Source organism: Listeria immobilis (assembly GCF_014322765.1).
Classification (GTDB): domain Bacteria; phylum Bacillota; class Bacilli; order Lactobacillales; family Listeriaceae; genus Listeria; species Listeria immobilis.
Window position 1 is genome coordinate 38,445 of sequence record NZ_JAASTZ010000003.1, and the last position, 24,017, is coordinate 62,461.

Annotated in this window: 23 protein-coding genes; 2 read left to right on the plus strand and 21 right to left on the minus strand. The window is 37.4% G+C overall.

Annotated features, from left to right (window positions below; translation table 11 throughout):
- Positions 1 to 8 precede the first annotated feature (8 nt).
- The 6 genes from carB to pyrR form a co-directional block, all read right to left on the minus strand.
- Positions 9 to 3,221, minus strand: coding sequence for a carbamoyl-phosphate synthase large subunit (carB, locus tag HCJ50_RS02585; RefSeq protein ID WP_185345111.1), 3,213 nt, complete (start codon positions 3,219 to 3,221; stop codon positions 9 to 11).
- Positions 3,214 to 4,305 carry a carbamoyl phosphate synthase small subunit gene (locus tag HCJ50_RS02590; protein ID WP_038407554.1) on the minus strand — a complete coding sequence of 364 codons (1,092 nt, stop codon included), beginning with the start codon at positions 4,303 to 4,305 and terminating at the stop codon, positions 3,214 to 3,216. Before HCJ50_RS02590 ends, carB begins: the two co-directional genes overlap by 8 nt.
- Positions 4,302 to 5,582 carry a dihydroorotase gene (locus HCJ50_RS02595; RefSeq protein ID WP_185345113.1) on the minus strand — a complete coding sequence of 427 codons (1,281 nt, stop codon included), beginning with the start codon at positions 5,580 to 5,582 and terminating at the stop codon, positions 4,302 to 4,304. Before HCJ50_RS02595 ends, HCJ50_RS02590 begins: the two co-directional genes overlap by 4 nt.
- Positions 5,570 to 6,481, minus strand: a complete 912-nt coding sequence (locus HCJ50_RS02600) for an aspartate carbamoyltransferase catalytic subunit (protein ID WP_185345115.1) — start codon at positions 6,479 to 6,481, stop codon at positions 5,570 to 5,572. Before HCJ50_RS02600 ends, HCJ50_RS02595 begins: the two co-directional genes overlap by 13 nt.
- Before the next feature lie 83 nt (positions 6,482 to 6,564).
- Entirely contained in the window at positions 6,565 to 7,851 is a 1,287-nt protein-coding gene (locus HCJ50_RS02605) for a solute carrier family 23 protein (protein WP_185345117.1), read from the minus strand.
- A 126-nt stretch (positions 7,852 to 7,977) separates the two neighbouring features.
- Complete coding sequence (pyrR, locus tag HCJ50_RS02610; protein ID WP_003720158.1) at positions 7,978 to 8,529, minus strand: bifunctional pyr operon transcriptional regulator/uracil phosphoribosyltransferase PyrR; 552 nt, start codon at positions 8,527 to 8,529, stop codon at positions 7,978 to 7,980.
- Between the two features lie 229 nt (positions 8,530 to 8,758).
- Here pyrR and HCJ50_RS02615 point away from each other — a divergent pair, with 229 nt between their 5' ends.
- Positions 8,759 to 9,022 (plus strand): hypothetical protein, encoded by a 264-nt coding sequence (locus HCJ50_RS02615; RefSeq protein WP_185345119.1) that lies wholly within the window; start codon positions 8,759 to 8,761, stop codon positions 9,020 to 9,022.
- Between the two features lie 213 nt (positions 9,023 to 9,235).
- On the opposite strand, the gene HCJ50_RS02620 is transcribed toward HCJ50_RS02615, so the two are convergent.
- The 3 genes from HCJ50_RS02620 to HCJ50_RS02630 form a co-directional block, all read right to left on the minus strand.
- Complete coding sequence (locus HCJ50_RS02620; protein WP_185345121.1) at positions 9,236 to 10,144, minus strand: RluA family pseudouridine synthase; 909 nt, start codon at positions 10,142 to 10,144, stop codon at positions 9,236 to 9,238.
- Positions 10,144 to 10,608 carry a signal peptidase II gene (lspA, locus tag HCJ50_RS02625; protein ID WP_185345123.1) on the minus strand — a complete coding sequence of 155 codons (465 nt, stop codon included), beginning with the start codon at positions 10,606 to 10,608 and terminating at the stop codon, positions 10,144 to 10,146. The genes HCJ50_RS02620 and lspA overlap by 1 nt, the downstream gene beginning before the upstream one ends.
- Positions 10,609 to 10,689: 81 nt before the next feature.
- Positions 10,690 to 11,973: an NCS2 family permease gene (locus tag HCJ50_RS02630; protein ID WP_185345125.1), complete on the minus strand. Its 1,284-nt coding sequence runs from the start codon at positions 11,971 to 11,973 to the stop codon at positions 10,690 to 10,692.
- Positions 11,974 to 12,144: 171 nt separating this feature from the next.
- On the opposite strand from HCJ50_RS02630, the gene HCJ50_RS02635 reads away from it, so the two are divergent.
- Positions 12,145 to 13,491, plus strand: a complete 1,347-nt coding sequence (locus tag HCJ50_RS02635; protein ID WP_185345126.1) for an MATE family efflux transporter — start codon at positions 12,145 to 12,147, stop codon at positions 13,489 to 13,491.
- Positions 13,492 to 13,563: 72 nt separating this feature from the next.
- Here the strand turns inward: HCJ50_RS02635 and HCJ50_RS02640 are convergent, their stop codons facing one another.
- The 12 genes from HCJ50_RS02640 to HCJ50_RS02695 form a co-directional block, all read right to left on the minus strand.
- On the minus strand, positions 13,564 to 14,493 hold the full coding sequence (locus HCJ50_RS02640; protein ID WP_185345128.1) for a metal ABC transporter substrate-binding protein: 930 nt from the start codon (positions 14,491 to 14,493) through the stop codon (positions 13,564 to 13,566).
- Positions 14,490 to 15,332 carry a metal ABC transporter permease gene (locus tag HCJ50_RS02645; protein WP_185345130.1) on the minus strand — a complete coding sequence of 281 codons (843 nt, stop codon included), beginning with the start codon at positions 15,330 to 15,332 and terminating at the stop codon, positions 14,490 to 14,492. Before HCJ50_RS02645 ends, HCJ50_RS02640 begins: the two co-directional genes overlap by 4 nt.
- A gap of 2 nt (positions 15,333 to 15,334) precedes the next feature.
- Complete coding sequence (locus HCJ50_RS02650) at positions 15,335 to 16,057, minus strand: metal ABC transporter ATP-binding protein (protein WP_185395467.1); 723 nt, start codon at positions 16,055 to 16,057, stop codon at positions 15,335 to 15,337.
- Positions 16,058 to 16,216: 159 nt separating this feature from the next.
- Positions 16,217 to 16,633 (minus strand): MarR family winged helix-turn-helix transcriptional regulator, encoded by a 417-nt coding sequence (locus HCJ50_RS02655; RefSeq protein WP_185345134.1) that lies wholly within the window; start codon positions 16,631 to 16,633, stop codon positions 16,217 to 16,219.
- 34 nt (positions 16,634 to 16,667) lie between these two features.
- On the minus strand, positions 16,668 to 18,146 hold the full coding sequence (locus HCJ50_RS02660) for a lmo1851 family serine protease (RefSeq protein ID WP_185345136.1): 1,479 nt from the start codon (positions 18,144 to 18,146) through the stop codon (positions 16,668 to 16,670).
- A 152-nt stretch (positions 18,147 to 18,298) separates the two neighbouring features.
- Complete coding sequence (locus tag HCJ50_RS02665; RefSeq protein ID WP_185345138.1) at positions 18,299 to 18,505, minus strand: CopZ family metallochaperone; 207 nt, start codon at positions 18,503 to 18,505, stop codon at positions 18,299 to 18,301.
- Between the two features lie 12 nt (positions 18,506 to 18,517).
- On the minus strand, positions 18,518 to 20,731 hold the full coding sequence (locus HCJ50_RS02670; protein WP_185345140.1) for a heavy metal translocating P-type ATPase: 2,214 nt from the start codon (positions 20,729 to 20,731) through the stop codon (positions 18,518 to 18,520).
- A 13-nt stretch (positions 20,732 to 20,744) separates the two neighbouring features.
- Positions 20,745 to 21,038 (minus strand): copper-sensing transcriptional repressor CsoR, encoded by a 294-nt coding sequence (gene csoR / locus HCJ50_RS02675; protein WP_185345142.1) that lies wholly within the window; start codon positions 21,036 to 21,038, stop codon positions 20,745 to 20,747.
- A gap of 124 nt (positions 21,039 to 21,162) precedes the next feature.
- Positions 21,163 to 21,990 carry a M15 family metallopeptidase gene (locus HCJ50_RS02680; protein WP_185345144.1) on the minus strand — a complete coding sequence of 276 codons (828 nt, stop codon included), beginning with the start codon at positions 21,988 to 21,990 and terminating at the stop codon, positions 21,163 to 21,165.
- Between the two features lie 54 nt (positions 21,991 to 22,044).
- Complete coding sequence (deoD, locus tag HCJ50_RS02685) at positions 22,045 to 22,746, minus strand: purine-nucleoside phosphorylase (protein ID WP_185345146.1); 702 nt, start codon at positions 22,744 to 22,746, stop codon at positions 22,045 to 22,047.
- An 11-nt stretch (positions 22,747 to 22,757) separates the two neighbouring features.
- Positions 22,758 to 22,991 carry a YozE family protein gene (locus HCJ50_RS02690; RefSeq protein WP_003720177.1) on the minus strand — a complete coding sequence of 78 codons (234 nt, stop codon included), beginning with the start codon at positions 22,989 to 22,991 and terminating at the stop codon, positions 22,758 to 22,760.
- Between the two features lie 63 nt (positions 22,992 to 23,054).
- Positions 23,055 to 23,960 carry a Gfo/Idh/MocA family protein gene (locus HCJ50_RS02695; RefSeq protein ID WP_185345148.1) on the minus strand — a complete coding sequence of 302 codons (906 nt, stop codon included), beginning with the start codon at positions 23,958 to 23,960 and terminating at the stop codon, positions 23,055 to 23,057.
- Positions 23,961 to 24,017 lie beyond the last annotated feature (57 nt).

The following is a 24,017-nucleotide window of genomic DNA, read 5'->3' on the forward strand; positions in this document are numbered from 1 at the left end:
CTTCTATATTAAATATATGCTTTTGGTTGTTTTACGACACTTGTATTCATCGCTTCAAGTTCAAAAGAGCGTGATTCTAGTACACGTAAGATTGCTTCTGCGGTATCTAGCGAAGTACAAACTGGAATCCCATTTTCAACGGACTCACGGCGAATTTGGAAACCATCTCGCTCAGGACGTTTACCTGTTGTTAAAGTGTTCACTACAAGTGTTACCTGACCACTACGAATGTAATCAATGAGCGTCTCTTGATTTTCACCGATTTTTTTCACTTGTGAAACTGGGATCTTCGCTTCATCCAAAGTGCTTGCAGTTCCTTTAGTTGCCATGATTGTAAAGCCAATTTGGTTAAAGCGTTTTGCCAACTCTACTGCTTCTTCTTTATCACGATCAGCTACTGTTAAAAGCACTGTTCCATAATCATGCATGGTTGTTCCGCTTGCAACAAAACCTTTATAAAGAGCTTTTTCCAGTGTGACATCTTTCCCCATAACTTCCCCTGTTGATTTCATTTCAGGTCCTAATGAAGTATCTACACTACGTAGTTTCGCAAAAGAAAACACGGGTACTTTCACGAAAATTTCTTGTTTTTCTGGTGCAAGCCCTGGTGTGTATCCAAGCTCGGTTAGTTTTTCTCCAAGAATGACTTTAGTTGCCACATTAGCCATTGGAATTTCAGTAATTTTACTTAAAAATGGCGCGGTTCGGCTGGAACGTGGATTCACTTCGATAACGAAAACCTCTTCACCGTCCACCACATATTGGATATTAAGCATCCCGATAATATTTAATCCGGTGGCAAGTCTAGTCGTATAATCAACAATTGTGTTTTTCACATTTTCACTAAGACGTTGCGCTGGATAAACAGCAATGGAGTCTCCTGAATGGACGCCTGCACGTTCAATATGTTCCATAATTCCAGGGATAAGAACGTTTTCTCCATCACTAATGGCATCCACTTCTACTTCTTGTCCGCTAACATAACGATCTACTAAAACTGGGTGTTTAGGATTTACTTTTACAGCGTTTGTCATATAATGTTTCAATGCTTCTTCTGATTCCACGATTTCCATTGCTCGACCGCCAAGTACATAAGATGGACGAACTAGCACTGGGTAACCGATATTTGTTGCTACTTTAATTGCTTCCTCTACAGAAGTGGCTGTTTTCCCAGCTGGTTGCGGGATTTGTAAAATTTCTAGTGCTTTTTCAAAAGCATCTCGGTTTTCGGCACGATCTGTATCTTCTAAGCTTGTTCCCAGAATTTTTACGCCACGTTTGGATAATCCGTCTGCTAAATTAATGGCAGTTTGACCACCGAATTGAACGACAACGCCAATTGGTTGTTCGATTTCAATCACGTGCATAACATCTTCAAGTGTTAATGGTTCAAAATAAAGCTTATCAGAAATACTAAAGTCTGTTGAAACCGTTTCTGGGTTATTATTAATGATAATTGCTTCATAACCAGCTTGTTGAATTGCCCATACTGAATGCACTGTTGCATAGTCGAATTCAACCCCTTGCCCAATTCGGATTGGACCTGATCCAAGCACAATGACACTTTCTTTGGCAGAGCGTGTAGACTCATTCTCTTCTTCATAAGTACTATAAAAATATGGTGTAGTTGATTCAAATTCTGCTGCACAAGTATCAACCATTTTATAAACAGGGAAAATATTTTGTTTTTTACGAATGTCATAAATTTCTTGTTCAGATATGTTCCAACAAGTCGCTAAGTATGCATCAGAAAATCCTGCTCGTTTGGCTTCTGTTAACACTTCTAAATTGTTTGGATTTTCTTTAATACGTGTTTCTAATTCAATTGTCTTGCTTAATTTATAAAGGAAGAATAAATCAATTTTTGTCTTTTCATGGAGTTGTTCGATTGTTTGCCCACGACGAAGTGCTGCTGCTAAGAAAAACAGACGGTCATCTTCTGGGAAACAAATTTTACGTTCCAATGTTTCGGCATCCGCATTCTCTGCTTCTTCTAATAAAAGGTGATTAGCGCCAACTTCTAACGAGCGAACAGCTTTTAAAAGTGCTTCTTCCCATGAGCGACCAATTGCCATTACTTCCCCAGTTGCTTTCATTTGTGTTCCTAAACGACGATCTGCTTGTTCAAATTTATCAAAAGCAAACCGTGGAATCTTAGCAACCACATAATCAAGTGCAGGTTCAAAATGAGCGAAAGTAGTTCCTGTTACAGGGTTTTTCACTTCATCAAGCGTTAATCCAACCGCAATTTTCGCGGCTAGTTTGGCAATTGGATAACCTGTTGCTTTCGATGCTAGAGCAGATGAACGGCTCACACGTGGATTTACTTCAATAACATAGTAATTGTAGCTATCAGGATCGAGCGCAAGTTGTACATTACAACCACCTTCAATTTCTAAAGCACGGATAATTTTTAGTGATACATCGCGAAGTAGTTGGTATTCACGATCAGCTAAGGTTTGACTAGGTGCCACAACAATAGAATCACCAGTGTGGATGCCTACTGGATCAATATTTTCCATGTTACAAACAACCATCGCATTATTATTTGCATCTCGCATCACTTCATATTCCACTTCTTTAAAACCAGCAATACTTTTTTCAAGTAAACATTGCGTCACTGGACTGAGTTTTAAACCACTCGTTACTGTTTCAATTAGTTCTTGTTCATTATGGCAAATCCCACCGCCAGAACCACCAAGCGTATATGCTGGACGAACAATTACTGGATAACCAATTCTTTCTACAAAATTATAAGCTTCGTCCAAATTATGGATAATATCACTTTCTGGTACAGGTTCTCCTAGTTCATTCATTAAATCACGAAATGCTTCCCGGTCTTCTGCTTTTTTAATAGCTGTTAAATCTGTTCCAAGTACTTCAACATTACATTCTGCCAAAATTCCAGCTTCAGAAAGCTCCATTGCCATATTCAATCCTGTTTGTCCACCAAGTGTTGGTAATATTGCATCTGGACGTTCTTTACGAATAATACGTGATACAAAGTCAAGCGTAATTGGCTCGATATAGACTTTATCAGCCATTTCTGCATCGGTCATAATAGTTGCCGGATTAGAGTTAACTAATACCACTCGGTAACCTTCTTCTCTTAAACTTAAACAAGCTTGCGTTCCAGCGTAATCAAATTCGGCAGCTTGACCAATTACAATTGGACCAGAACCGATAACTAAAATCGTTTTTATATCGTCACGTCTAGGCATGTAGTTCACCCTCCTCTTTTACATTCATCATTTCCATAAATTCATCAAACAAATAATTAACATCACTTGGTCCTGGATTTGCTTCTGGATGGTATTGCACTGTATATGCTTGGAATTCTTTATGAGCAAGCCCTTCCACAGTGTCATCATTTATTTCAATATGTGTTATTTTCAAATCAGTATCTAGTAGAGAGTCCTTGTCGACCGCGTAACCATGATTTTGAGCTGTAAAATCAACCCGTCCTGTTGCTAGTTCTTTTACTGGGTGATTTGCGCCGCGATGACCAAATTTCAGTTTAAAAGTATCCGCGCCATTCGCTAGGGCAAATAATTGATGTCCTAAGCAAATTCCAAACAGTGGTAACTTACCTTGAATCCCGCGAATCATTTCTAGCGCTTCCGGAACATCTTTCGGGTCTCCTGGTCCGTTTGAAAGCATCACGCCATCTGGATGCATGGATAAAATTTCTTCTGCCGTCGTATTATAAGGAACTACTGTCACATAACAATTACGTTTATTTAACTCTCGTAAAATCGAACTTTTCACGCCATAATCTACTAATACAACCCGTTTGCCATCTCCAGGGCTTGCGAACGCTTTTGCAGAGGAAACTTCATGTACTTGATCAATTGGTAAGCGCACCGAGCGTAAATGATGTAGTAATTCTTCTTTATTAGCTGTTTCAGCAGCTAGAATTCCTTTTAGAGTGCCTTCTTTACGAATCAATTTGGTTAACTTACGCGTATCAATTCCAGCAATTCCCGGAATACCTTTTTCTTTCAAAAATTCATTTAAAGTAAGTTGGTTGCGCCAGTTGGATGGATATTCAGCTGCTTCTCTAACTACAACGCCTTTCACTGCTGGATTAATCGATTCAAAATCATCGCGGTTCACGCCATAATTTCCAACGAGTGGATAGGTAAATGTAATAATTTGACCATAATAAGAAGGGTCGGTGATTGTTTCTTGATAACCTGTCATTCCTGTATTGAACACCACTTCACCGATTGTTTCTTTTTCACTACCAATCGCATCACCAATAAAGTAATTGCCATCTTCTAGCATTAAAATCCGCTTTTTCATTTTATTTCCCCCTCATTATAAACCAATTTTCCTTCTGCAAAAGTTGCTACCGGCCAGCCAAAACAAGTTTCTCCTGTAAATGGTGTATTTCGACCTTTTGAATAAAATGTTGTTGGATCAATTTTGCTTTCTTTTTCTAAGTCAAGGACAACAATATCTGCTACTGCGCCTTCTTCTAATTTGCCATAAGGAAGTTCAAAACACTCCGCAGGTTTCACGGTCATCCAGTCAATCAACTGTTTTAATGTCCATTCCTTTGTTTTTACAAAATGAGTATAAAGCAATGGGAAAGCTGTCTCTAAACCAACAATGCCAAATGCTGCTTTCTCCATTGGTACATTTTTCTCTTCTGCTGCATGTGGTGCGTGGTCTGTAGCAATAAAATCAATCGTTCCATCTAGTAAACCGGCTAACAGCGCCGCACGATCTTCCTTACTTCTTAGTGGTGGATTCATTTTCCAATTTCCATCATTACCTGGAATATCTTCTTCATCCAAAATTAAGTGATGCGGTGAAACTTCTGCGGTTACGCGAATTCCAGCTCGTTTAGCATCTCGAACAACACGAACAGATTCTTTAGTAGAAATATGGCAGACATGGTAATGACAACCAGCTGCTTCTGCAAGTAACACATCCCGAGCAATTTGAACGGATTCAGCAATATTTGGTATTCCCTTTAGGCCTTCTTTTTTAGCAAAAGCACCATCATGTACAACACCACCATAAATAAGCGAATTATCTTCACAGTGTGCCACAATCGCTTTATCCAGTTTTGCAGCTTGCTTCATTGCTTCATACATTGTACCAGCAAGTTGTACACCAACACCGTCATCTGTAAAAGCAAAGGCTCCCGCTTGTGTTAAAGCTTCCATATCAACTAATTCATCTGTTCCAAGACTTGTTGTAATCGAAGCGTAAGGTAAAACACGAACTTTAGCTGTTTCTTGGATTAATGCTTGTAAACTTTCCATTCTTGCTTTGGAATCAGGGACAGGTTTCGTATTTGGCATGGAACAAATAGTTGTATAACCACCACGTGCGGCCGCTTCTGTTCCAGTCAAAATGGTTTCTTTATGTTCTCCGCCTGGTTCACGAAGATGTACATGAACATCGATAAAGCCTGGTGCAATTACTTTTTCAGATGCATCAAATACTTCTCCACTAGTTACATCAATTGAATCAGCAATTAAGTTCACTTTTCCATTTTGAATCAATATATCTTTACTTTCTAGTTCGCCTGCTTCATTTAGAATTTGTCCATTTTTTAATACGTACATGATTTCGCCCTCATTTCCTGTTCTTTTAAAATCGATTCTAATATCGCCATTCTTATAAAAACGCCATTTGTCATTTGCGTAACAATGCGTGATTTTTCGCATTCCACTAAGCTATCTGCAATTTCGACGTCACGGTTTACAGGACTTGGATGCATAATAATCGCATTTGTTTTTAATTTTTCAGCCCGTTCCGTTGTTAGTCCAAATTTAGTATGATAACTTTCTTTTGTAAATTGTTCTGTTCCACTATGTCGCTCATGCTGTACCCTTAAAAGCATCATAACATCTACTTTTTCAACGATTTCATCTACTGGTAAGTAAGTTCCAAATTTTAAGTAGCTTTCATCAAACCATTCTCTTGGTCCTGAAAAGAATAGCTCTGCACCAAGACGTTTTAAAACTTTCATATTGGAGTTGGCTACTCTACTATGTCGAATATCTCCAGCAATCGCGACTTTCAACCCTTGAAAAGTCCCAAACTGTTCTTTAATCGTGAATAAATCAAGTAAAGACTGACTAGGATGTTCACCACAGCCATCTCCACCATTTACAAGCGCGATATCTAAATTCCTAAGTCCTTCATAGTAATTTTCTTCTGAATGTCGAATAACTGCCACATTCACGCCAACCGCCTGCATCGTAAGAAGTGTATCGTATAATGTTTCTCCTTTAGTCATGCTAGAACTTGCTGCATCGAAGGAAATCACTTCCATACCTAGTTTTTTCTCCGCTACTTCAAAACTAGTAAGCGTTCTTGTGCTCGGTTCAAAAAACATATTAACTGCAAAGGCTTGTTCATTAAAAGTTGCTTTTTTTCCTTGTTTAAACAGTGCCGCCTGTTCTAATAACTGCTCGATTTCAGCGATAGATAAAGCTTCCATTGATACTAAATTTTTCATCCTTGAGCGCCACCTTTTCCGTTTCTTTTTATACAAAAACCTCTGAATCGTACTTTCTGCAGAGGTTTTTTGTTAAGTGTGAGTTATGCTGATTTATGTTTGGCTGGTAAAACTAGATTTAAGATAATCCCAATTACTGCTGCAAGAGCCATACCAGAAAGCTCAAAAGTTCCAGCTTTAATGAATAAACCACCAATTCCAACAACAAGCACAACCGAAGCAATAATCATATTTCGATTGATACTTAAATCAATTTGGTTTTCAATCATCATTCGAAGCCCACTTGTTGCAATAACTCCGAAAAGTAGCAGAGAAATTCCACCTAGAACTGCTGATGGAACAGAAGTAATTACGGCATTAATGTAGCCAATAAAGCCAAACAGGATGGCGAATACTGCCGCTCCCCCGATAACAAACACACTATATACTTTTGTAATTGCCAAGACACCAATGTTTTCGCCGTAAGTAGTTACTGGTGGTCCGCCGACTAGCGATGCGATAATCGAAGCAGTACCATCCCCAAGAAGCGAACGGTGAAGTCCTGGATCTTTAAAGAAATTTTTATTTGTAATTCTGTTTAGTAATAATTGATGTCCCATATGTTCAGCCATTGTGACAAAAGCAAGTGGCGCCATACTTAGAACAACCGAAATCGTAACAACTGGATCAACATTCACAAATGGAATAGTGAAATCGGGAATTTGGAAGAAGGAAGCATTTTTAATTAATGTATAGTCGACCATTCCAAAAGCCATACTTGCTAAGTAACCCACTGTAAAACCGAAAAGAATTGGAATCAAGCCCATAAAACCTTTGAAAAACATCATAGCAATAATCGTTGCAAGTAACGTGATTAACGCAACTCCAAGTGTTTTTAAATCATAAGTCCCATTGTTTGTGCCCATTGCCATCGCTGCGGCACTTGGAGCAAGTGATAAACCGATAACCATAATAACTGGTCCAACTACAATTGGCGGTAACACTTTATGAATCCAGTCAACCCCTGCGTAATAAACAATTAGCGAAACAATCGCATAAACTACTCCGACTGAAAAGGTTCCAACCATTACCGCACCAGGACCTCCACCGGATTTTGCTGCCAAAAGAGCAGTAATTGGTGCAATAAACGCAAACGAGGAGCCAAGATATGCAGGAATCTTCCCACGAGTAATTACTAAATATGCAAGCGTCCCGAGTCCGCTAGATACAAGCGCAACTCCTGGACTTAAACCTGTCACACTTGGTACAAAAATAGTGGAACCAAACATGGTAAACAGATGTTGAATACTAAGGATAATCCATTTATTTAGACTTGGTTTTTCATGGATGTCAAGAACTGGTTTTGTTGTATTTTCGATTGTTTCTGTCATTTTTCCCCTCTCTTCTCATAAAAAATACCCCTTGTCTGCAATGGACAAAGAGTATAGAATAATCCCCTATAGAAATTAATCACTCTTTGTCAGCCTCACAGGACTGCTTTTAAAAAAGTGTTACATTTATTCGTTTTTGTTAATAATTACTGCATCTTCTGCATGATCTACATCCGTTAGCCGAACTTCCACTCGTTCATTCCCAGACGTTGGTATATTTTTCCCAACATAATCTGCTCTGATTGGCAGTTCTCTATGACCACGATCTGCAAGAACAGCTAAATGAATTTGTGCTGGTCTACCCACATCCATTAGCGCGTCCATTGCGGCACGCACTGTTCGACCGGTATAAAGCACATCATCGACAAGTACTACTTTCTTTCCATTGATATCAAAAGGAATATTCGTACCATGGACAGCGGGTTCTCGAGTGGCATCATCTTTGAAAGATAAATCATCTCGGTAAAGGGTAATATCAATATCGCCAACTGGAATATCTATTCCCTCGATTTCAAGAATACGTGTATGAAGTCTTTGCGCTAAATAAATACCTCGTGTTTTAATGCCAACAAGAGCTAAATTTTGAGTACCTTTATTTCGCTCAATAATTTCGTAACTTACACGAGTAAGCGCGCGTTTGATTGCTGCTTCATCCATGACAACTACTTGTTTTTGCATCCGAAATCGCTCCTTTTGTGCAAAAAAATAACCCTCTGCCAGTATAAGCAAGGGAACGTGTACGAGTATATAAATATCCCGTCAATTATCGTCACCTTCTTAGCCTCTCTGGACTATGTTAAAGGACTTTATTTCATTAAACTAATCTTACCTGATTGAACTTTCATTGTCAATAAAAAAATCCAAACTATGTTATACTAATAATATTAAAATAAAGGAGGCCAAACTTATGGCTACATCTAAAGCAAAAAAACAGCGCCAAAAATTAGTCCGCGATGGCCATTTAAATCCAGAAATCAAAAGAAGCCCTTTTGCGCTAATTGATTTAAGCTCCAAACAAACAAAAACAAAAAAAGGGTATCTTTATAGTAAGAAAGAGAAGAATCGCCAAATAGATGATTCTTTTTTTGTGGCTTTTTTTAAGTTTCCCCGTTTTCTCCGCAAAACCATTGAAAATCTCCCTGCCTCTTTTAACTATTCTTCCTTGCAGTAGAGTCTCTCTTCGTTTTATTTGCATTTATAATGATGCCATTATTATTCGCTATAATGAACCACAGATAAATTCAACATCACTAAAACTAACGAAATGTCATTTTAAAAATGCAGGCACATAAAAAGCAGAAATCAATAAATAAAGCCATCTTTTTAAATGGATTATATCAGATTTCTGCTAATTTTTTTTAAAAGCACTTTGCTTCAATTTTTATTATGGTTCTTGACGCAACGCTTTTAATGCGGCTTCAAAAGAGCTTGGTAGCGGTGCTTCAAATGTCATACGTTCCTTAGTTGTTGGGTGGTCGAATCCTAATTTTGCTGCATGAAGAAATTGACCATTACCCTTTATCGTATTTTTAGGACCATATTTAGGATCACCAGCTAGTGGATGTCCAATATACTTTAGATGCACACGGATTTGGTGTGTTCGACCTGTATCCAGTTTACAATTAATAAGTGTATAACCTTCTAATCGTTCAATAACTTCAAAATGAGTTCTTGCTTCCTTGCCATCACGAACTACAGCCATTTTTTGACGATCTTCTTTTGCACGTCCGATTGGAGCCTCAATAGTTCCTTTTTGGTGAACAATGTCACCATGAACCAGTGCTATATATTCTCTATCAGAAGTTTTATCTTTCAATTGTTTAGCAAGCGATTCGTGCGCATGGTCATTTTTAGCCACCATAAGTAATCCAGAAGTATCTTTATCAATACGATGGACAATCCCTGGACGAATTTTGCCATTAATACCCGATAAATCATCACAATGAAAAAGAAGCGCATTAACAAGTGTACCACTCGCATGTCCCGCTGAAGGATGAACCACCATTCCTTCAGGTTTATTTACAACAAGCATATCTTTATCTTCAAAGTAAATATCTAGCGGAATATCTTCTGCTAGTACTTCTAATTCTTCCGGTTCACGAACTTCTAGCAGAATTTCATCACCAACTTGTACTTTATAATTGGGCTTAGCTACTTCTCCGTTTACAGTAATATCTCCACTTTTCAGCATTAATTGAATGGCTGAACGGCTTTTTCCAGTTAATTCAGCAACTGCTTTATCAATCCGTTCACGTGCATGACTCTCTTCTATAATTAATCTTTCATTCTGCATTATTTAATTCCTTTCGTTTTGCGGTCGTCAATAAAAACATACACGAGCATCAGTACGACACCAACTGAAAGCGAGGCATCTGCCACATTGAAAATAGGAAAATAATAATTCCCCCATACAGTTTGGACAAAATCTACTACTTCTTGATGCAAAACCCGGTCGATAAAATTACCAATTGCACCACCTAAAATAAACGCTAAACTAACAGAAAATAGTCGTTTCCCTTTGGCATATTTTTGCATAATATAAATTATAATTCCAATAACAATAACAGTAATAAGATAGAAAAACCACATATGCCCTTCTAAAATACTCCAAGCTGCTCCGTTATTACGGTAACTTGTCCAGTATAGAAAACCAGGGATAACTTCTATTTTTTGACCAATTTCCATGTTTTGAACAACAATCCATTTAGTCAATTGATCTAGCGCAATTACGGCTAGGGTAATTAGATAATAATACATTTTCCGAACCCTCATTTCACATCGGTTAGATAAAAGTATGCGCGCGCAAGTCGAAACAACAAGCGCGCCATACTTCTTTAGTTATTGTATGATAAATTGAAGCAAAAATAAAGCAGCAATTACATACATGACTGGTGAAGTTCGCTCTTTATTTTTCGTAAAAACACGAAGAATTGGATACGCAATAAAACCAGCCGCAATTCCGTCTGCAATACTATACGTTAATGGGATAAGCACAATAATAAGTAATGCTGAAAAAGTCTCTGCCGCACTTGATAAGTCCATTTCTTTAAATTCTTGTAGCATGGACATCCCAATCACAATTAAAACTGGTGCAATCGCGCTATTTGGAATAAAAGATATCACTGGCATTAAGAACAGTGAGGCAATAAAGAAAAGCCCCGTTGTTACACTTGCAAGACCTGTTTTTGCTCCACTAGCTGCCATAGAGCCACTTTCTAATGCGGAAACGGTTGGACTTGTTCCAAATAAGCCAGATAAAAAAACAGTGAAAGAGCTTGCTTTTAAGACTCGTGGTAATTTCTCGGTTTGTTTTAGCTGCCTAACTTGACCATTTGTTAGACCAACTGTTTCAAACACAATAACCATTGTCATCGTAAAAACAGCACTCCAAAAGTTAATACTCGCCATTCCGGAAAAATCGCCTTTAAACAACACATCACTCCATGGTGCTACACTTAATTTCGTCGCACTGGTCGTATTTGTGATGCCAAATAATACACCTACAATCGTTCCTATTATTAAACTCCATAAGAAAGCCCCAGGAACTTTACGAATAATAAGAATCATCGTAAGTAAAAGTGTCACAAGCGTTGCTAAAACAAATGGGTCACCTAAATCTCCAAGCGCGATAATGCTATGCTTTCCGCGTGTGACAATTTCGCCTTTTTCCAGCCCTAGAAAGATTAAAAATAAACCAAGCCCAACGGTAATAGCTTGCTTTAAAATTAGCGGAATGGCTTGATTTAGTTTTCCCGCAAGTGGTGTAAATGCAAGAATCATAAATAGCAATCCACTTATTGTGACGGCTGCAAGCGCTACCTGCCAACTTAGTCCCATTCCACCTACAAGGTTATACGCAAAGAGCGCATTAATCCCCATACCTGGAATTATAATAAGTGGTGCATTAGACCAAAACCCCATAATCAAACAGCCTGCTGCCGAGATAAAAATCGTCGCCAGTATTGCGCCTTGATAAGGAACTCCCGCTTCAGCTAAAATCGAACTATTTACGACAATAATATATGTCACCGTAAAAAAGCCAATCATACCAGCCAAAAACTCTGTCCGGATATTGGTCTTATGTTCGTTCAGCCGAAATACTTTGTTGAAAAATTTCTGCATACTTTTCCCTCATTATGAAATTGTCCCTCTCCCAACCCGCAGAGTAATGCCCCTGCCACAGACCTCCATTATAGCAAAGATAGTAGTTATGGGAAAGTAAAAGTTTTCGTTGCGCCACCAAACGCCAGATTTTATGCTATAATTTGGAGTGATGTTAAAGGAGATGATTATTTGCAACAAACAGCTACTTATCGCGCAAAATGGAAACAGTTTTTAATCATTTTCTCGCCAATTGTGATTACACAACTAACCTTATTTTCAATGACCTTTTTTGATACAACAATGAGCGGGAACTATTCTAACCAGGCGCTTGCTGGTGTGGCAATTGGAAGTTCTTTTTGGTCGCCTATTAATGCAGCCTTTTCAGGATTACTTATGGCGATTACACCGATTGTGGCGCAATTAATTGGAGCAAAAAAAGAAAAAGAAGTGAAAAACACCGTACATAACGGGCTTTATATTGCCATTATTTTAGCTATAATTTTAATACTTGTTAATTTCTTGATTGTCCCAACTATTCTAACGCATATGCCAATTACAGAGGAAGTAGCAACGATTGCTCGCCATTTCTTAAATGGGATTTGTATTGGAATACCTGCTTTTTTTATTTCTGCTATATTACGATCATTTATTGATTCACTTGGACTAACTAGAGTAACAATGTTAATAACGCTTTGTACGGTTCCTTTTAATATCTTTTTAAACTACTGTTTTATTTTTGGAAACTTTGGCTTTCCAGAAATGGGAGGAGCAGGTAGTGGATATGCAACAGGTTTAACGTATTGGCTAGTAGTTTTAGTCAGTGTTATTTTAATTCAATCTCAAGCTAGGTTGCGCAATTTTGGTATCTTTAAAGGATTTACAGCGATTCACTTTTCCAAAATGAAAGAAATTATTGGTATTGGTGTTCCGAATGGCCTCACAATTTTATTTGAAACAAGTATCTTTTCAGCGGTAACGATTTTAATGGGGGCATTTGGGACGGAAACGATTGCGGCTCACCAATCCGCTAATAGTGTTTGTACGCTTCTTTACGCCTTTCCGCTTAGTGTTGCTTCCACTTTAACAATTCTTGGTGGGTACGAAACAGGTGCCAAACGTTTAACCGATGCAAAACAATATCGTCATATTGGAATGACCGCTGCGATTTTAATAGGTTGTTTAAATGGGGCAATATTATTTTTCTTCCGAGAAACGATTGCTGGTTTTTATACCGATGATCCAGCGCTGATTGATTTAATTATGCAATTTCTTGTATACGCGATTTTATTTCAATTTGCTGATGCCGTATTATCCCCTGTTCTTGGGGCGCTGCGAGGTTATAAAGATGTTGCCATTACTTCGGTAGTTGCTTTTATTTCTTACTGGATAATTGGTCTTCCAGTAGGTTATGGGCTATCATTTACGAACTTAGGACCATTCGGCTATTGGATTGGCTTAAGTACTGGTCTATTCGTTGCCGCAATTATTTTGTCCATCCGTGTCCGGAAAACAGAACGAAAACTTGCATTACAATAAAAAGAACAACAGAGAATTTTGCCTCCCCCAAAAATTGGGTTTTGAGGGGAAAAACTGTCTCTGCCTCTCTTTTTAATTTGCGAGGCCATCATGAATTTTATCTAAATTATAACGCATCATCTCTAAGTAAGTGTCTCCAACTTCTCCTTTTTTTGCTGTAGAATCTGTAAAAATTTTGGCGAAAATAGGTACCCCTGTCTCTTTAGAAACACTTTCCATACTTCTTGGATCCACACTAGTTTCCACAAATAAATTCGGAACCTGTTCTTTTTCGACAATGCCTACTATTTGTTTCATTTGTTCTGGCGTCCCTTGGCTTTCTGTGTTAATTTCCCAAATATAGGCTGCTTTTAAACCATATCTAGCTGCAAAATATTTAAAAGCTCCTTCACTTGTTACTAATGTTTTTTGATTTTCTGGCAAGTCAGCAAATTTTTGTTTTGCCTCTTTATCAAGAGTGGCTAGTTTAGTAATATATTTCTCCGCACGTTCCTTATAATAAGTAGCATTATCCGGATCTGCTTTTACTAGTGCATCAAGTACATTTTCTGTATAAATAATCCCGTTATGAAGATCCAACCATGCGTGGGGATCGGTTTCTGATGTCTTTCCTTTCTCGGTTAAATATTTTGGTTTTACACCTTTACTTAACTCCACCACTTGGTCTTTATCGTCTCGAGATTTATTGGCGGTTTCTAGCATCCGGTCAAACCAGCCATTTCCAGTTTCTAAATTCAAACCGTTATAAAAAATTAAATCGGCGTCGGCAGCACTTTGAATATTTGCTGGCAGTGGATCATATTCATGCGGGTCCACCCCAACCGGAACGATACTATGCAATGCAATTTTGTCTCCACCAACATTTTTGACAATATCTGCTAAAATCGAATAAGTTGCAACCACATTTAATTTCCCATCTTTTGCTGTCTGTTTCTCTTCTGATGAACAACCTGCAAGTACAACTATTAATAAAACGAGTGAAATAACAATCATTTTTTTCATTCGACAACCTCCCTCTTTTTTGAAAATAATACGCCTTGTTTTGGTGCAAATAAAAAGGCAATAAAGAATAAAATCGTTGCGACTAAAACCATCGCCGCCCCAGAAGCTAAGTTAAAAATATAACTAAAGTACAAACCTACAATTGCACTCACTGCCCCAAAAGAAGATGCAAGAATAATCATTTTGGATAACTTATTAGTAAGTAAATAAGCAGTTGCTGCTGGTGTAATTAACATTGCCACAACAAGAATAATTCCAACAGTTTGTAAAGCAGATACTGTAACTAATGTTAGTAAAAGCATCAAAAAATAATGCAAAAATTTTACATTTAGTCCGTATGCTTCTGCCATCACTGGATCAAAAGAACTGACTAAAAACTCTTTATAAAATATTGCTACAAATGAGATTACAATAATTGCAATTACAATCGTCATCCACATATCCGAACTACGAACAGCCAGCACATTTCCAAATAATATATGGTACAAATCAGTACTACTTTTTGCAAAAGATATTAAAATGATTCCTAGCGCAAAAAACGCACTAAAAACTATGCCGATTGCCGTATCATTTTTAATTCGACTTTTCTGATTTACAAAACCAATTCCAAGTGCTGCGGCAATTCCAAATGTAGCTGCACCAATAAAGAAATTAATTCCAAGCATATAAGAAATCGCTACACCTGGTAGTACTGCATGGGAAATCGCATCCCCCATTAACGACATTCCTCGCAAAATAATAAAACTTCCAATTACGCCTGAAACAATTCCTACTGTAACCGATGTAATCAACGCCTTTTGTAAAAAACTATACTGCATTAATCCTTCTAAAAAAAGCATCTCTATACCCCCTCTGCAAAGGCGATTGGTGCATCACCATAAGCCGTTTTAATATTATCTTCTGTAAAAGTTTGTTCAACTAGTCCATGAGCAATTAATTTTTTATTGAGTAAAATAATTTCATCAAAATAAGCAGCTACTTTATGAAAATCATGATGAACGACGACTATCGTTTTTCCACTATCCCTCCATTTTTTTAATAATTTCATAATCAACGCTTCGCTCGTCATATCAATTCCGGCAAAAGGTTCATCTAAAAAGAAAATTTCTGCATGTTGCGCTAATGCTCGTGCGATAAAAACCCGTTGTAATTGTCCACCAGAAAGCTCTCCAATTTGTCGTTTTCGAAAGGAGGTCATTTCAACTTGTTCTAGTGCCTCTAATGCAATTTGTTTTTCTTTTTTTCCTGGCCGTTTTACCAGTCCAAGTGTTGGATATGTCCCAAGTAGAACCATATCCAACACAGTAATTGGAAAGGTTAAATCCACCTCACTTCTTTGAGGAACGTAAGCAATCTTTTTCTTCCAAGTAGAAAGTGGTACTCCATCCAATATTATTTGACCATTTTCTCTAGGGATCAGTCCCATCATCCCTTTTAATAAAGTGGATTTCCCGGCACCATTTGGACCAATTATTCCAGTTAGTTTACTTGATGCTATTTGAAGTGATACATTATCTATTGCAACTTTTTGTTTATAGGATATTGTTAGATTTTGAATATTCATATGAACTCTCCTTTTCCCTTAAGACTAAAATTTACTCTTAACTAAAATTGTTTCCCTGGAACAACTTTAAATAGAAGTATAACGAAGATTGCTTTCGTTGTAAAGTAAAAATACATAAAAAAATCCCGTAGCTTATTAAAAACTACGGGAAAAACTATTTTATTGGTTAGCACCATCAGCTAATTTTTTTAGCAACTGACGAAATTCTGCTTGTTCTTGTTCAGAAAAAACAGCAAATCGTTTTACAATCATTTCCTTTTTCTTTTTATCAATTTCTTTTACAAATTTCTCTGCTTCAGGTGTTAGTCGAAGTTCGATTATCCGTCTATCTACTTCCGAACGGTGACGTGTAATGTAGGCTTCTTCCACTAATGTATCTGTAATCGCAGTGATATGACTAGCAGATACATCTAGTGCTTTTGCTAGCTCTGAGGTTTTTGTTAGTCCACTGGAAATCAAACTTAACACGCGGTACTCACTTCCGCTTAATCTTTTATCTAGAACAGCTTCTACTTCATGGCGAAAACTATTAAAAATTCGTTTGATTAATGTTTCAATCTCTAAATAGGTTTCCATTTAGTTACCTCCTGTTTTCAAAAAAGTTGTCGACTTATTTCACCAAGGCTTTTGCTTTTTGTAATTGAGGATCGTTTTCTTTTAAATGTTTTTGGGTTAATTCTACTAATTTATCTGTTGTAACACCTGTCATAATTCCTGTTACGTCCAATTTATTAGCTGCTTGGAATCGTTCGACCGCATATTTAGTATCTAAATCATATAGGCCATCTACTTTACCAACATTATAATCAAGCGCTTTAAGCAATGTTTCTATTGTTTTTACATCATCACCGAAATCATCCACTTGATAAACTTTGGACGAAGAAGGTATAGTCATTGTTGCATAAGCAGGCATTTTAACCACTTCATCTGGGGTGATACCTTTTTCATGAATCCACTCGCCATCTGGTGTTAGCCATTTAGCAATGGTAAGTTTCAGTGTAGACTCATCCGACAAAGTAGTCGCCGTTTGAACAGTTCCTTTTCCAAACGACTTCGCACCAACGAGTTTTATTCCGCCAGATTCTTTTGCAGCGCCGGCAAGAATTTCAGATGCACTAGCACTTCCGCCATCAATTAGCATTGTAGTCGGTACTTTTACTTTATAGCCGTCATGCGAGCTACTATCGGCTTTTATTGCTGATTTTTCACCATCTTTAGTTTCTTCTTGCACAACAACCTTACCATCTGGAACAAATAAACTGGAGATAGAAACAGCTTGATCTAATAGACCGCCTGGATTCCCACGCAAATCAATTACAAGACCTTTCATTCCATCTTTTTCAAGTGCTTTAAGTGCTTTTTCTAATTCATCATAGGTTGTTTCTGAAAAAGTACTAATAGTCACGTGGGCAATTTTATCATTTCCCATTTCTTTATAGACCGTTTCAATTGGAATTTCGTCTCGAGTAATGGTCACGTCAAATGGTTTATCTTCACTGGGACGTTGAATAGTTAGTGTTACTTTTGTTCCTTTTTCACCGCGAATTTTTTGTGTTGCTTCTGTTGCGGTATCACCTTTTAGTGATTTTCCATCAACTTTAGTAATCACATCTTGCGGTTGTAGTCCGGCCTTTTCAGCGGGAGAGTTTTTGATTGGCGAAACAACAGTAATCGCTCCATCTTTTTCTTGAATTTCTGCGCCTATCCCTTCAAAACTAGAAGAAATGGTATCATTAAATTCACTGGATTCTTTTTTTGACATAAAGCTAGAATAGGGGTCCTCTAGTGAATTTACCATTCCAGTTATCGCCCCATCCACCATTTTAGTGGAATCGGTATCTTTGTAATACTTAGATGTAATTTCGTCATAAACGTCGTATAATTTAGTAAATTCTTTTCGTTCTGGAATGGTTACTTTTACTTGTTTATCATCCCCTACTGAAGTAACAATCGTCGTTACTAATGCGGTAATGAATACAAACGCAAATAATAGCATGATAAAAGGAAATAATTTCATTTTCACATAACCATTACCTGGTCCTTGTTTTGGTTCTTTGTCTTTTTCATTTTGTTGTGGGGGTTGTTCCATCCTCTGTTCACCACTTTCTATGTAAAATGCAACTACAACTAACACATTTTATTTAACTCATTTATTTTACCAGTTTTCCCTACATTTTGGTATCTTTTTTTCGGATACTACAAAAAAGAGGGATTCATCACTGAATCCCTCTTGCTTACTAATTAAGCTACTTCATAACCTGCTTCTTCTACCGCGTCGATTAAAGTGTCTTCTGTTACTTTTCCATTTTCAAATTCAACGGTTGCTGTTCCTTCTTCTAGAGATACTTTTACATTAGTGACACCTGCTACTTCTTCCAATGCTTTTGTTACTCTTGCCTCACAGTGTCCACAAGTCATACCTTCAATTTTTAAAGTTAGTTTTTCCATTTTTATTTCCTCCTATGATTTGAATTTATATCTTTTTAGTCGTAAAGCATTAGTTACAACGGAAACGGAACTAAATGCCATTGCAAGTCCAGCAACCCATGGTGCTAACAAGCCAAGTGCCGCGATTGGGATACCCGCACAGTTATAAGCGAGTGCCCAGAAAAAGTTTTGACGAATGTTGCGCATGGTTGCTCTAGAAAGTTCTACTGTTTCAGGGATAAGTGTTAAACGATGACTAACGAGTGTGACATCACCAGTTTCAATCGCAATATCTGTTCCTGTACCAATACTTATCCCAATATCACTTGCTGCAAGCGCTGGAGCATCATTAATCCCATCACCAACGAAGGCAACGATATGTCCTTCTTTTTGTAATTTTTCTACTAGTGTACTTTTATCATTTGGTAACTGCTCTGCAAAAAACATATCTGTACCTAAGTCTTTTGCCATATTTTCTACGACAACAGATTGATCGCCGGAACAAATAGCTATTTTTATTCCTTGTGCTCGTAATTTTTGAATTGCTTCTTTTGCTTCTGGTCGCGGTGTATCTGATAATGCGAGCGCACCAGCATATACACCATCAATTGCCATTGCGACAACTGTTTTACCTGCATGCATCCAACTTTCTATTAATGCATCTTCTTCTTTTGGAATCGTTGTGAGTGAAGAAATATAACGATAAGCTCCGAGTTCTATTTTTTGTTCATTTAGATTCCCGGTCATTCCGTGTCCAGCTTTAGCACGAATTCTGCCTTGTTTAATCATGGATGTATCGATATTTTCCTCTTCTAGCATTTGAATGATTGCTTTTGCTATCGGATGTTCAGACTGTTGTTCCATTAAAAACAGATAAGGGAAAAATTGGTCATGAGCAGCTTTCTTATCACTTACTTCTAATTTTCCTTCTGTTAAAGTACCAGTTTTATCAAAAACAACCATATCTACTTTGGAAGTACGTTCTAAATGTTCGCCACCTTTAAATAATATCCCACTTTCTGCACCTTTACCAGTTCCAGCCATAATAGCTGTAGGAGTTGCTAGACCGAGCGCACAGGGACAAGCAATAACTAATACAGCAATTGCAGCTTCCAGAGAGCCGTCTACCGTTCCAGTTACAATGTACCAGATGATAAATGTTATAGCTGCGATTCCAAGTACTATTGGTACAAAAATCCCAGAAATCTTATCTGCTAAACGTTGAATTGGTGCTTTAATACCTTGCGCTTCTTCTACTAAGCGAATAATTGACTCTAAGACTGTTTCTTCCATTCGTTTAGTGATTTTAGCTTGGAAGGCGCCATCAAAGTTAATTGTTGCACCAATAACAGAATCACCAGGTTTCTTTTCAACAGGAACTGGTTCTCCGGTAATCATCGCTTCATCAACACTTGTTTCCCCTGAAATTATTTCTGCATCCATTGGTACTTTTTCACCAGGACGAACTAAAATAATATCACCGATTTTAAGGGAATCTACCGGAACTAACCATTCTTTTCCTTCACGAATAACAGTTGCTTCTTTTGCTTGTAATTCAAGTAAACCTGCAATTGATTCCGTTGTTCTAGAAGTTGCATGAGACTCAAGTAATTTCCCAAGTAAAATCAGAGTAATCAACACAGCACTTGTTTCAAAATAATAGTGTGGCATGACACTTGGATCAATCATATGACGAATATACTCTACTACACTATAAAAGTATGCTGCGGAAGTCCCTAGTGCTACTAAAACATCCATATTGGCACTTTTACCACGTAAAGCTTTATATGCACCATCATAAAACCGCCAGCCAATATAAAATTGAACAATTGTTGCTAACACTAATTGTACAGTTGGTGTAATCCAGTTGCCAATAGTTTCTGCAAACGCCATTTCATGAATATAAGGAATATGTGTAACCATTGTTAATAAAAGTGGTAAAGAAAGAATGGCGGAAAGTACAAACCGACGTACTTCTTTTTGGAAATTTTTCTCTAGTACAGCATCTTTTTCTTCTTTAGACATTTTCTCTGCTGCATCATAACCAGCATGTTTTACAACTTTAATGAGTTCCTCTGGTGTTGTCACTTCTGGATCATAATAAACAGCGGCATTTTCAGTCACTAAATTCACATTGGCTTTTTCAACCCCATCCGCTTTATTTAATGACTTTTCAATTCTTGTAGAACAGGCAGCACAGGTCATCCCAAACACATTTAAATCCTGTCTAACATATTTCTCTTCCATTTGAATTTCCCCCTCACGTTTTAGAGAATTGACGAATAGCTTGAAGTAAATCCTCCATTACATCCTCTTCTCCATTTTTTGCTGCATCCACAACACAGTGTGCTGTATGATGTTCTAGTACTTGTAAGCCAACATTCTTTAATGCTTTATTTGCTGCTGAAATTTGCACTAAAATATCTGTACAGTATCTATCATCCTCGACCATTTGAGCAATACCTCTAATTTGTCCTTCGATACGTCGCAAACGATTTTGAAGTAATTTCGTTTCCTCCTCTTTCCGTGGAACAATCGGTTGGTCATGTTTCATCTTTTTTCCTCCTTTGTTTCTACAATTATCACTATACCCCCTATAGGTATATTTTGCAAGTATTTAATTTTAAATTCAATAAAAAAACCATAAACATCGAAATGTTTATGGTTTGAAAAGCTTGCTATTTGGCAGCATCTACTTTCTTTTGTAGTGCATTGACATGATTAAAAAATTCTTCTAAAGTCCAATCATTTTCGTAAATTATTGTAGCGGCATCTTTCCCAACATAACGATAATGCCACGATTCATATTGATATTTCGTGATATCTTCTCGCCCTTTCATATAGCGAAGAATAAAACCGTAATGATGAGCATTTTCTTCTAACCACTTACCCTCAGGTGTCTCACCGAAAGCATCGGTTAACTCGTACGACTGGCTTTCAGACGAAATATCCATTGCAAGCCCTGTTTGGTGTTCGCTTGTTCCTGGGTAGGCTACAGCTTCTCTTGCTTTGGCATCCCCTTTGGAATTTACTTCTGCTTGAAATACCTCTTGTTGACGCTGGTAAGAACGATAGCCAGAAACGGCAAAAAGTTTATGACCGTTCTCATTTGCCGCTTGGAACATCTCTTCTAGTGCTGTTCCAGCCTCTTTTCTCATTTGGGCTTTTTCCACTTTTTCTTCCCCAAAAGAGAAAGTTACATTTGGTCTAACTAAATCTGGGGGGGTATATGTCGGTTGCAAGGAATAATCTTTATTGGCAAGTACAAGCATGTTTTCCTCGTTTTCAATATACTGAATCCCATTTTTTTCAACTAATTTATTTTGTTTGTCAATATAAGGATAAAGTGGATCTTTCTCTAATTCAGCTAATTTGTTGTTATCGCTAGTTGTTTTTTGATTCACTTCTGCAACTGGCTCTGCATTTTGCCCGCCGAAATATAGATCTTCTACTGTATGCACACAACTAAGACTAACGGCTAAAGCAATTGATAATAAAGAACTCATATATGTTTATCAACCTTCCTATGAACTTTAAGCTATATCTAGTTTATCATTCTATTATTTTATAGCAGCTTCTAAAGCTACAACTATCATATCATTAAAAGTCGTTTGTCGTTCTTCAGCAGACGTTTCTTCACCAGTAAAGATATGATCACTTACAGTTAAAATAGCTAATGCATGACGACCATATTTTTGTGCTAATGTATAAAGTGCTGCTGCTTCCATTTCAATTCCAAGTACACCATAATCTGCTAATTGCTCTTTGTCTAACTGATCATTGTAAAAACGATCCGCTGAAAAAACATTTCCTACTTTGATAGATAATCCTTTTTCTATACCAGCATCATAAGCTTTTTTTAGCAATGAGAAATCAGCTACTGGCGCAAAATCTACCCCATTAAATATGTTGCGATTAATTTGTGAGTCTGTTGAAGCAGCTTGGGCAATGACAACATCACGAACTTTTACATCTGCTTGAATTCCTCCCATTGTACCAACCCGAATTAAATTTTTCACATCGTAACTTTGGATTAATTCATTAACGTAAATAGAAATAGAAGGAATTCCCATGCCTGTACCCATTACAGAAACTCTCTTTCCTTTATATGTCCCTGTAAAACCAAGCATTCCTCTTACTTGGTTAAATAAAACAACCTCTTCTAAGAAAGTCTCAGCAATGTATTTCGCTCGCAGCGGGTCTCCCGGTAATAATATTGTTTCGGCAATTTCCCCTTGTTTTGCTTCAATATGTACGCTCATCCTTTTTCCTCCTAGTGTTTATTTTTCTCTTCATCTAACAAATAAGCATCCCACAGTTCATCGAAAATAGACATTCCCGGCAAATAGGGTGCATTAAACTCCAAATAATCACATAGAATATGATAATTTCTTGTTTGTTTTGGAAAACTATGATCTCGGTATGCATTGTTGGCAAATTCCGTTTTTTGATCTGTTAGTTTCGGGTCCCGATATGTCATTAAAAAATGATAAAATGATCTTCCCAACGTACAACACACTCCCGCTCTTTTTATGCTTTAACTATAGTTGATTTCCTTTGAAAAATAAAGTTAATTTTCCAATTGGCGTATAATTTCTTCTGCAAGCCGGTGTGTTTCTAACGCATCTTCTTCCGCAATTGGTGACTTCTCCCCACGACGAACCGCATTTAAAAATGAATGAATAATTGGTGCAAAACCTCTTTTATGGAGCGTTGTTTCCCAGTCTCCAAATCGCTCAAATCGTTCTGTTGTGCCTTCATAAATATGCGTCTCTGTAACATTCTCCACTTCATACTTTGCGTTTGGTGTCATTACTGCAAGACGCTCTTCATTTACACCGCTATCACGATTCATTATAGCTGTTGCTACTTTATTTCCAGCAGTAATTTGGACAGTTACACTCGCTAGTAATTCATTTTGCCAAACCGGAAAAACGTTCATTTGATCTATTTTTACATCTAATAAATAACGCACTGTATCAAGTACATGGATAAAATCATCATAAATAAACGTACGTGGAACGCCAGGTTGGGATGCGCGGTTCTTTTGCATGACAATCATATTTATCTCTTTTTGTGTTTTTAATTCTTGGTATTTTGGTGCATAGCGTCGATTAAAGCCTGTCATCAGCATGGTGTTTTGTGCTTTTGCTAAAGTAGTTAATTCTTCCACTTCTTCTATATTATCAGCAATTGGTTTATCCACATAAACAGGAATCTGGTGCGCTAAAAATGCCCGGATAACCTCTGGATGACTTTTAGTTGCTGAATGAACAAATGCTGCATCAATTCCGGTAGCAACCAGGGAATCAATACTTTGATGGTAATGATCAAAACGATACTTCTCACTTAAATGTTTTAGTTTTTGCGCATCACGTGTATAAAGGTGTACCTCAACGTTCTCCATTTCTGCAAAAACAGGTAGATATGCTTTTTGGGCAATCCCGCCAAGCCCTATAACTGCAATTTTCAACATAATTATCGCTCCTTTTCATAATAATGCCAGAATATGATTTCGCGATACAATTATACG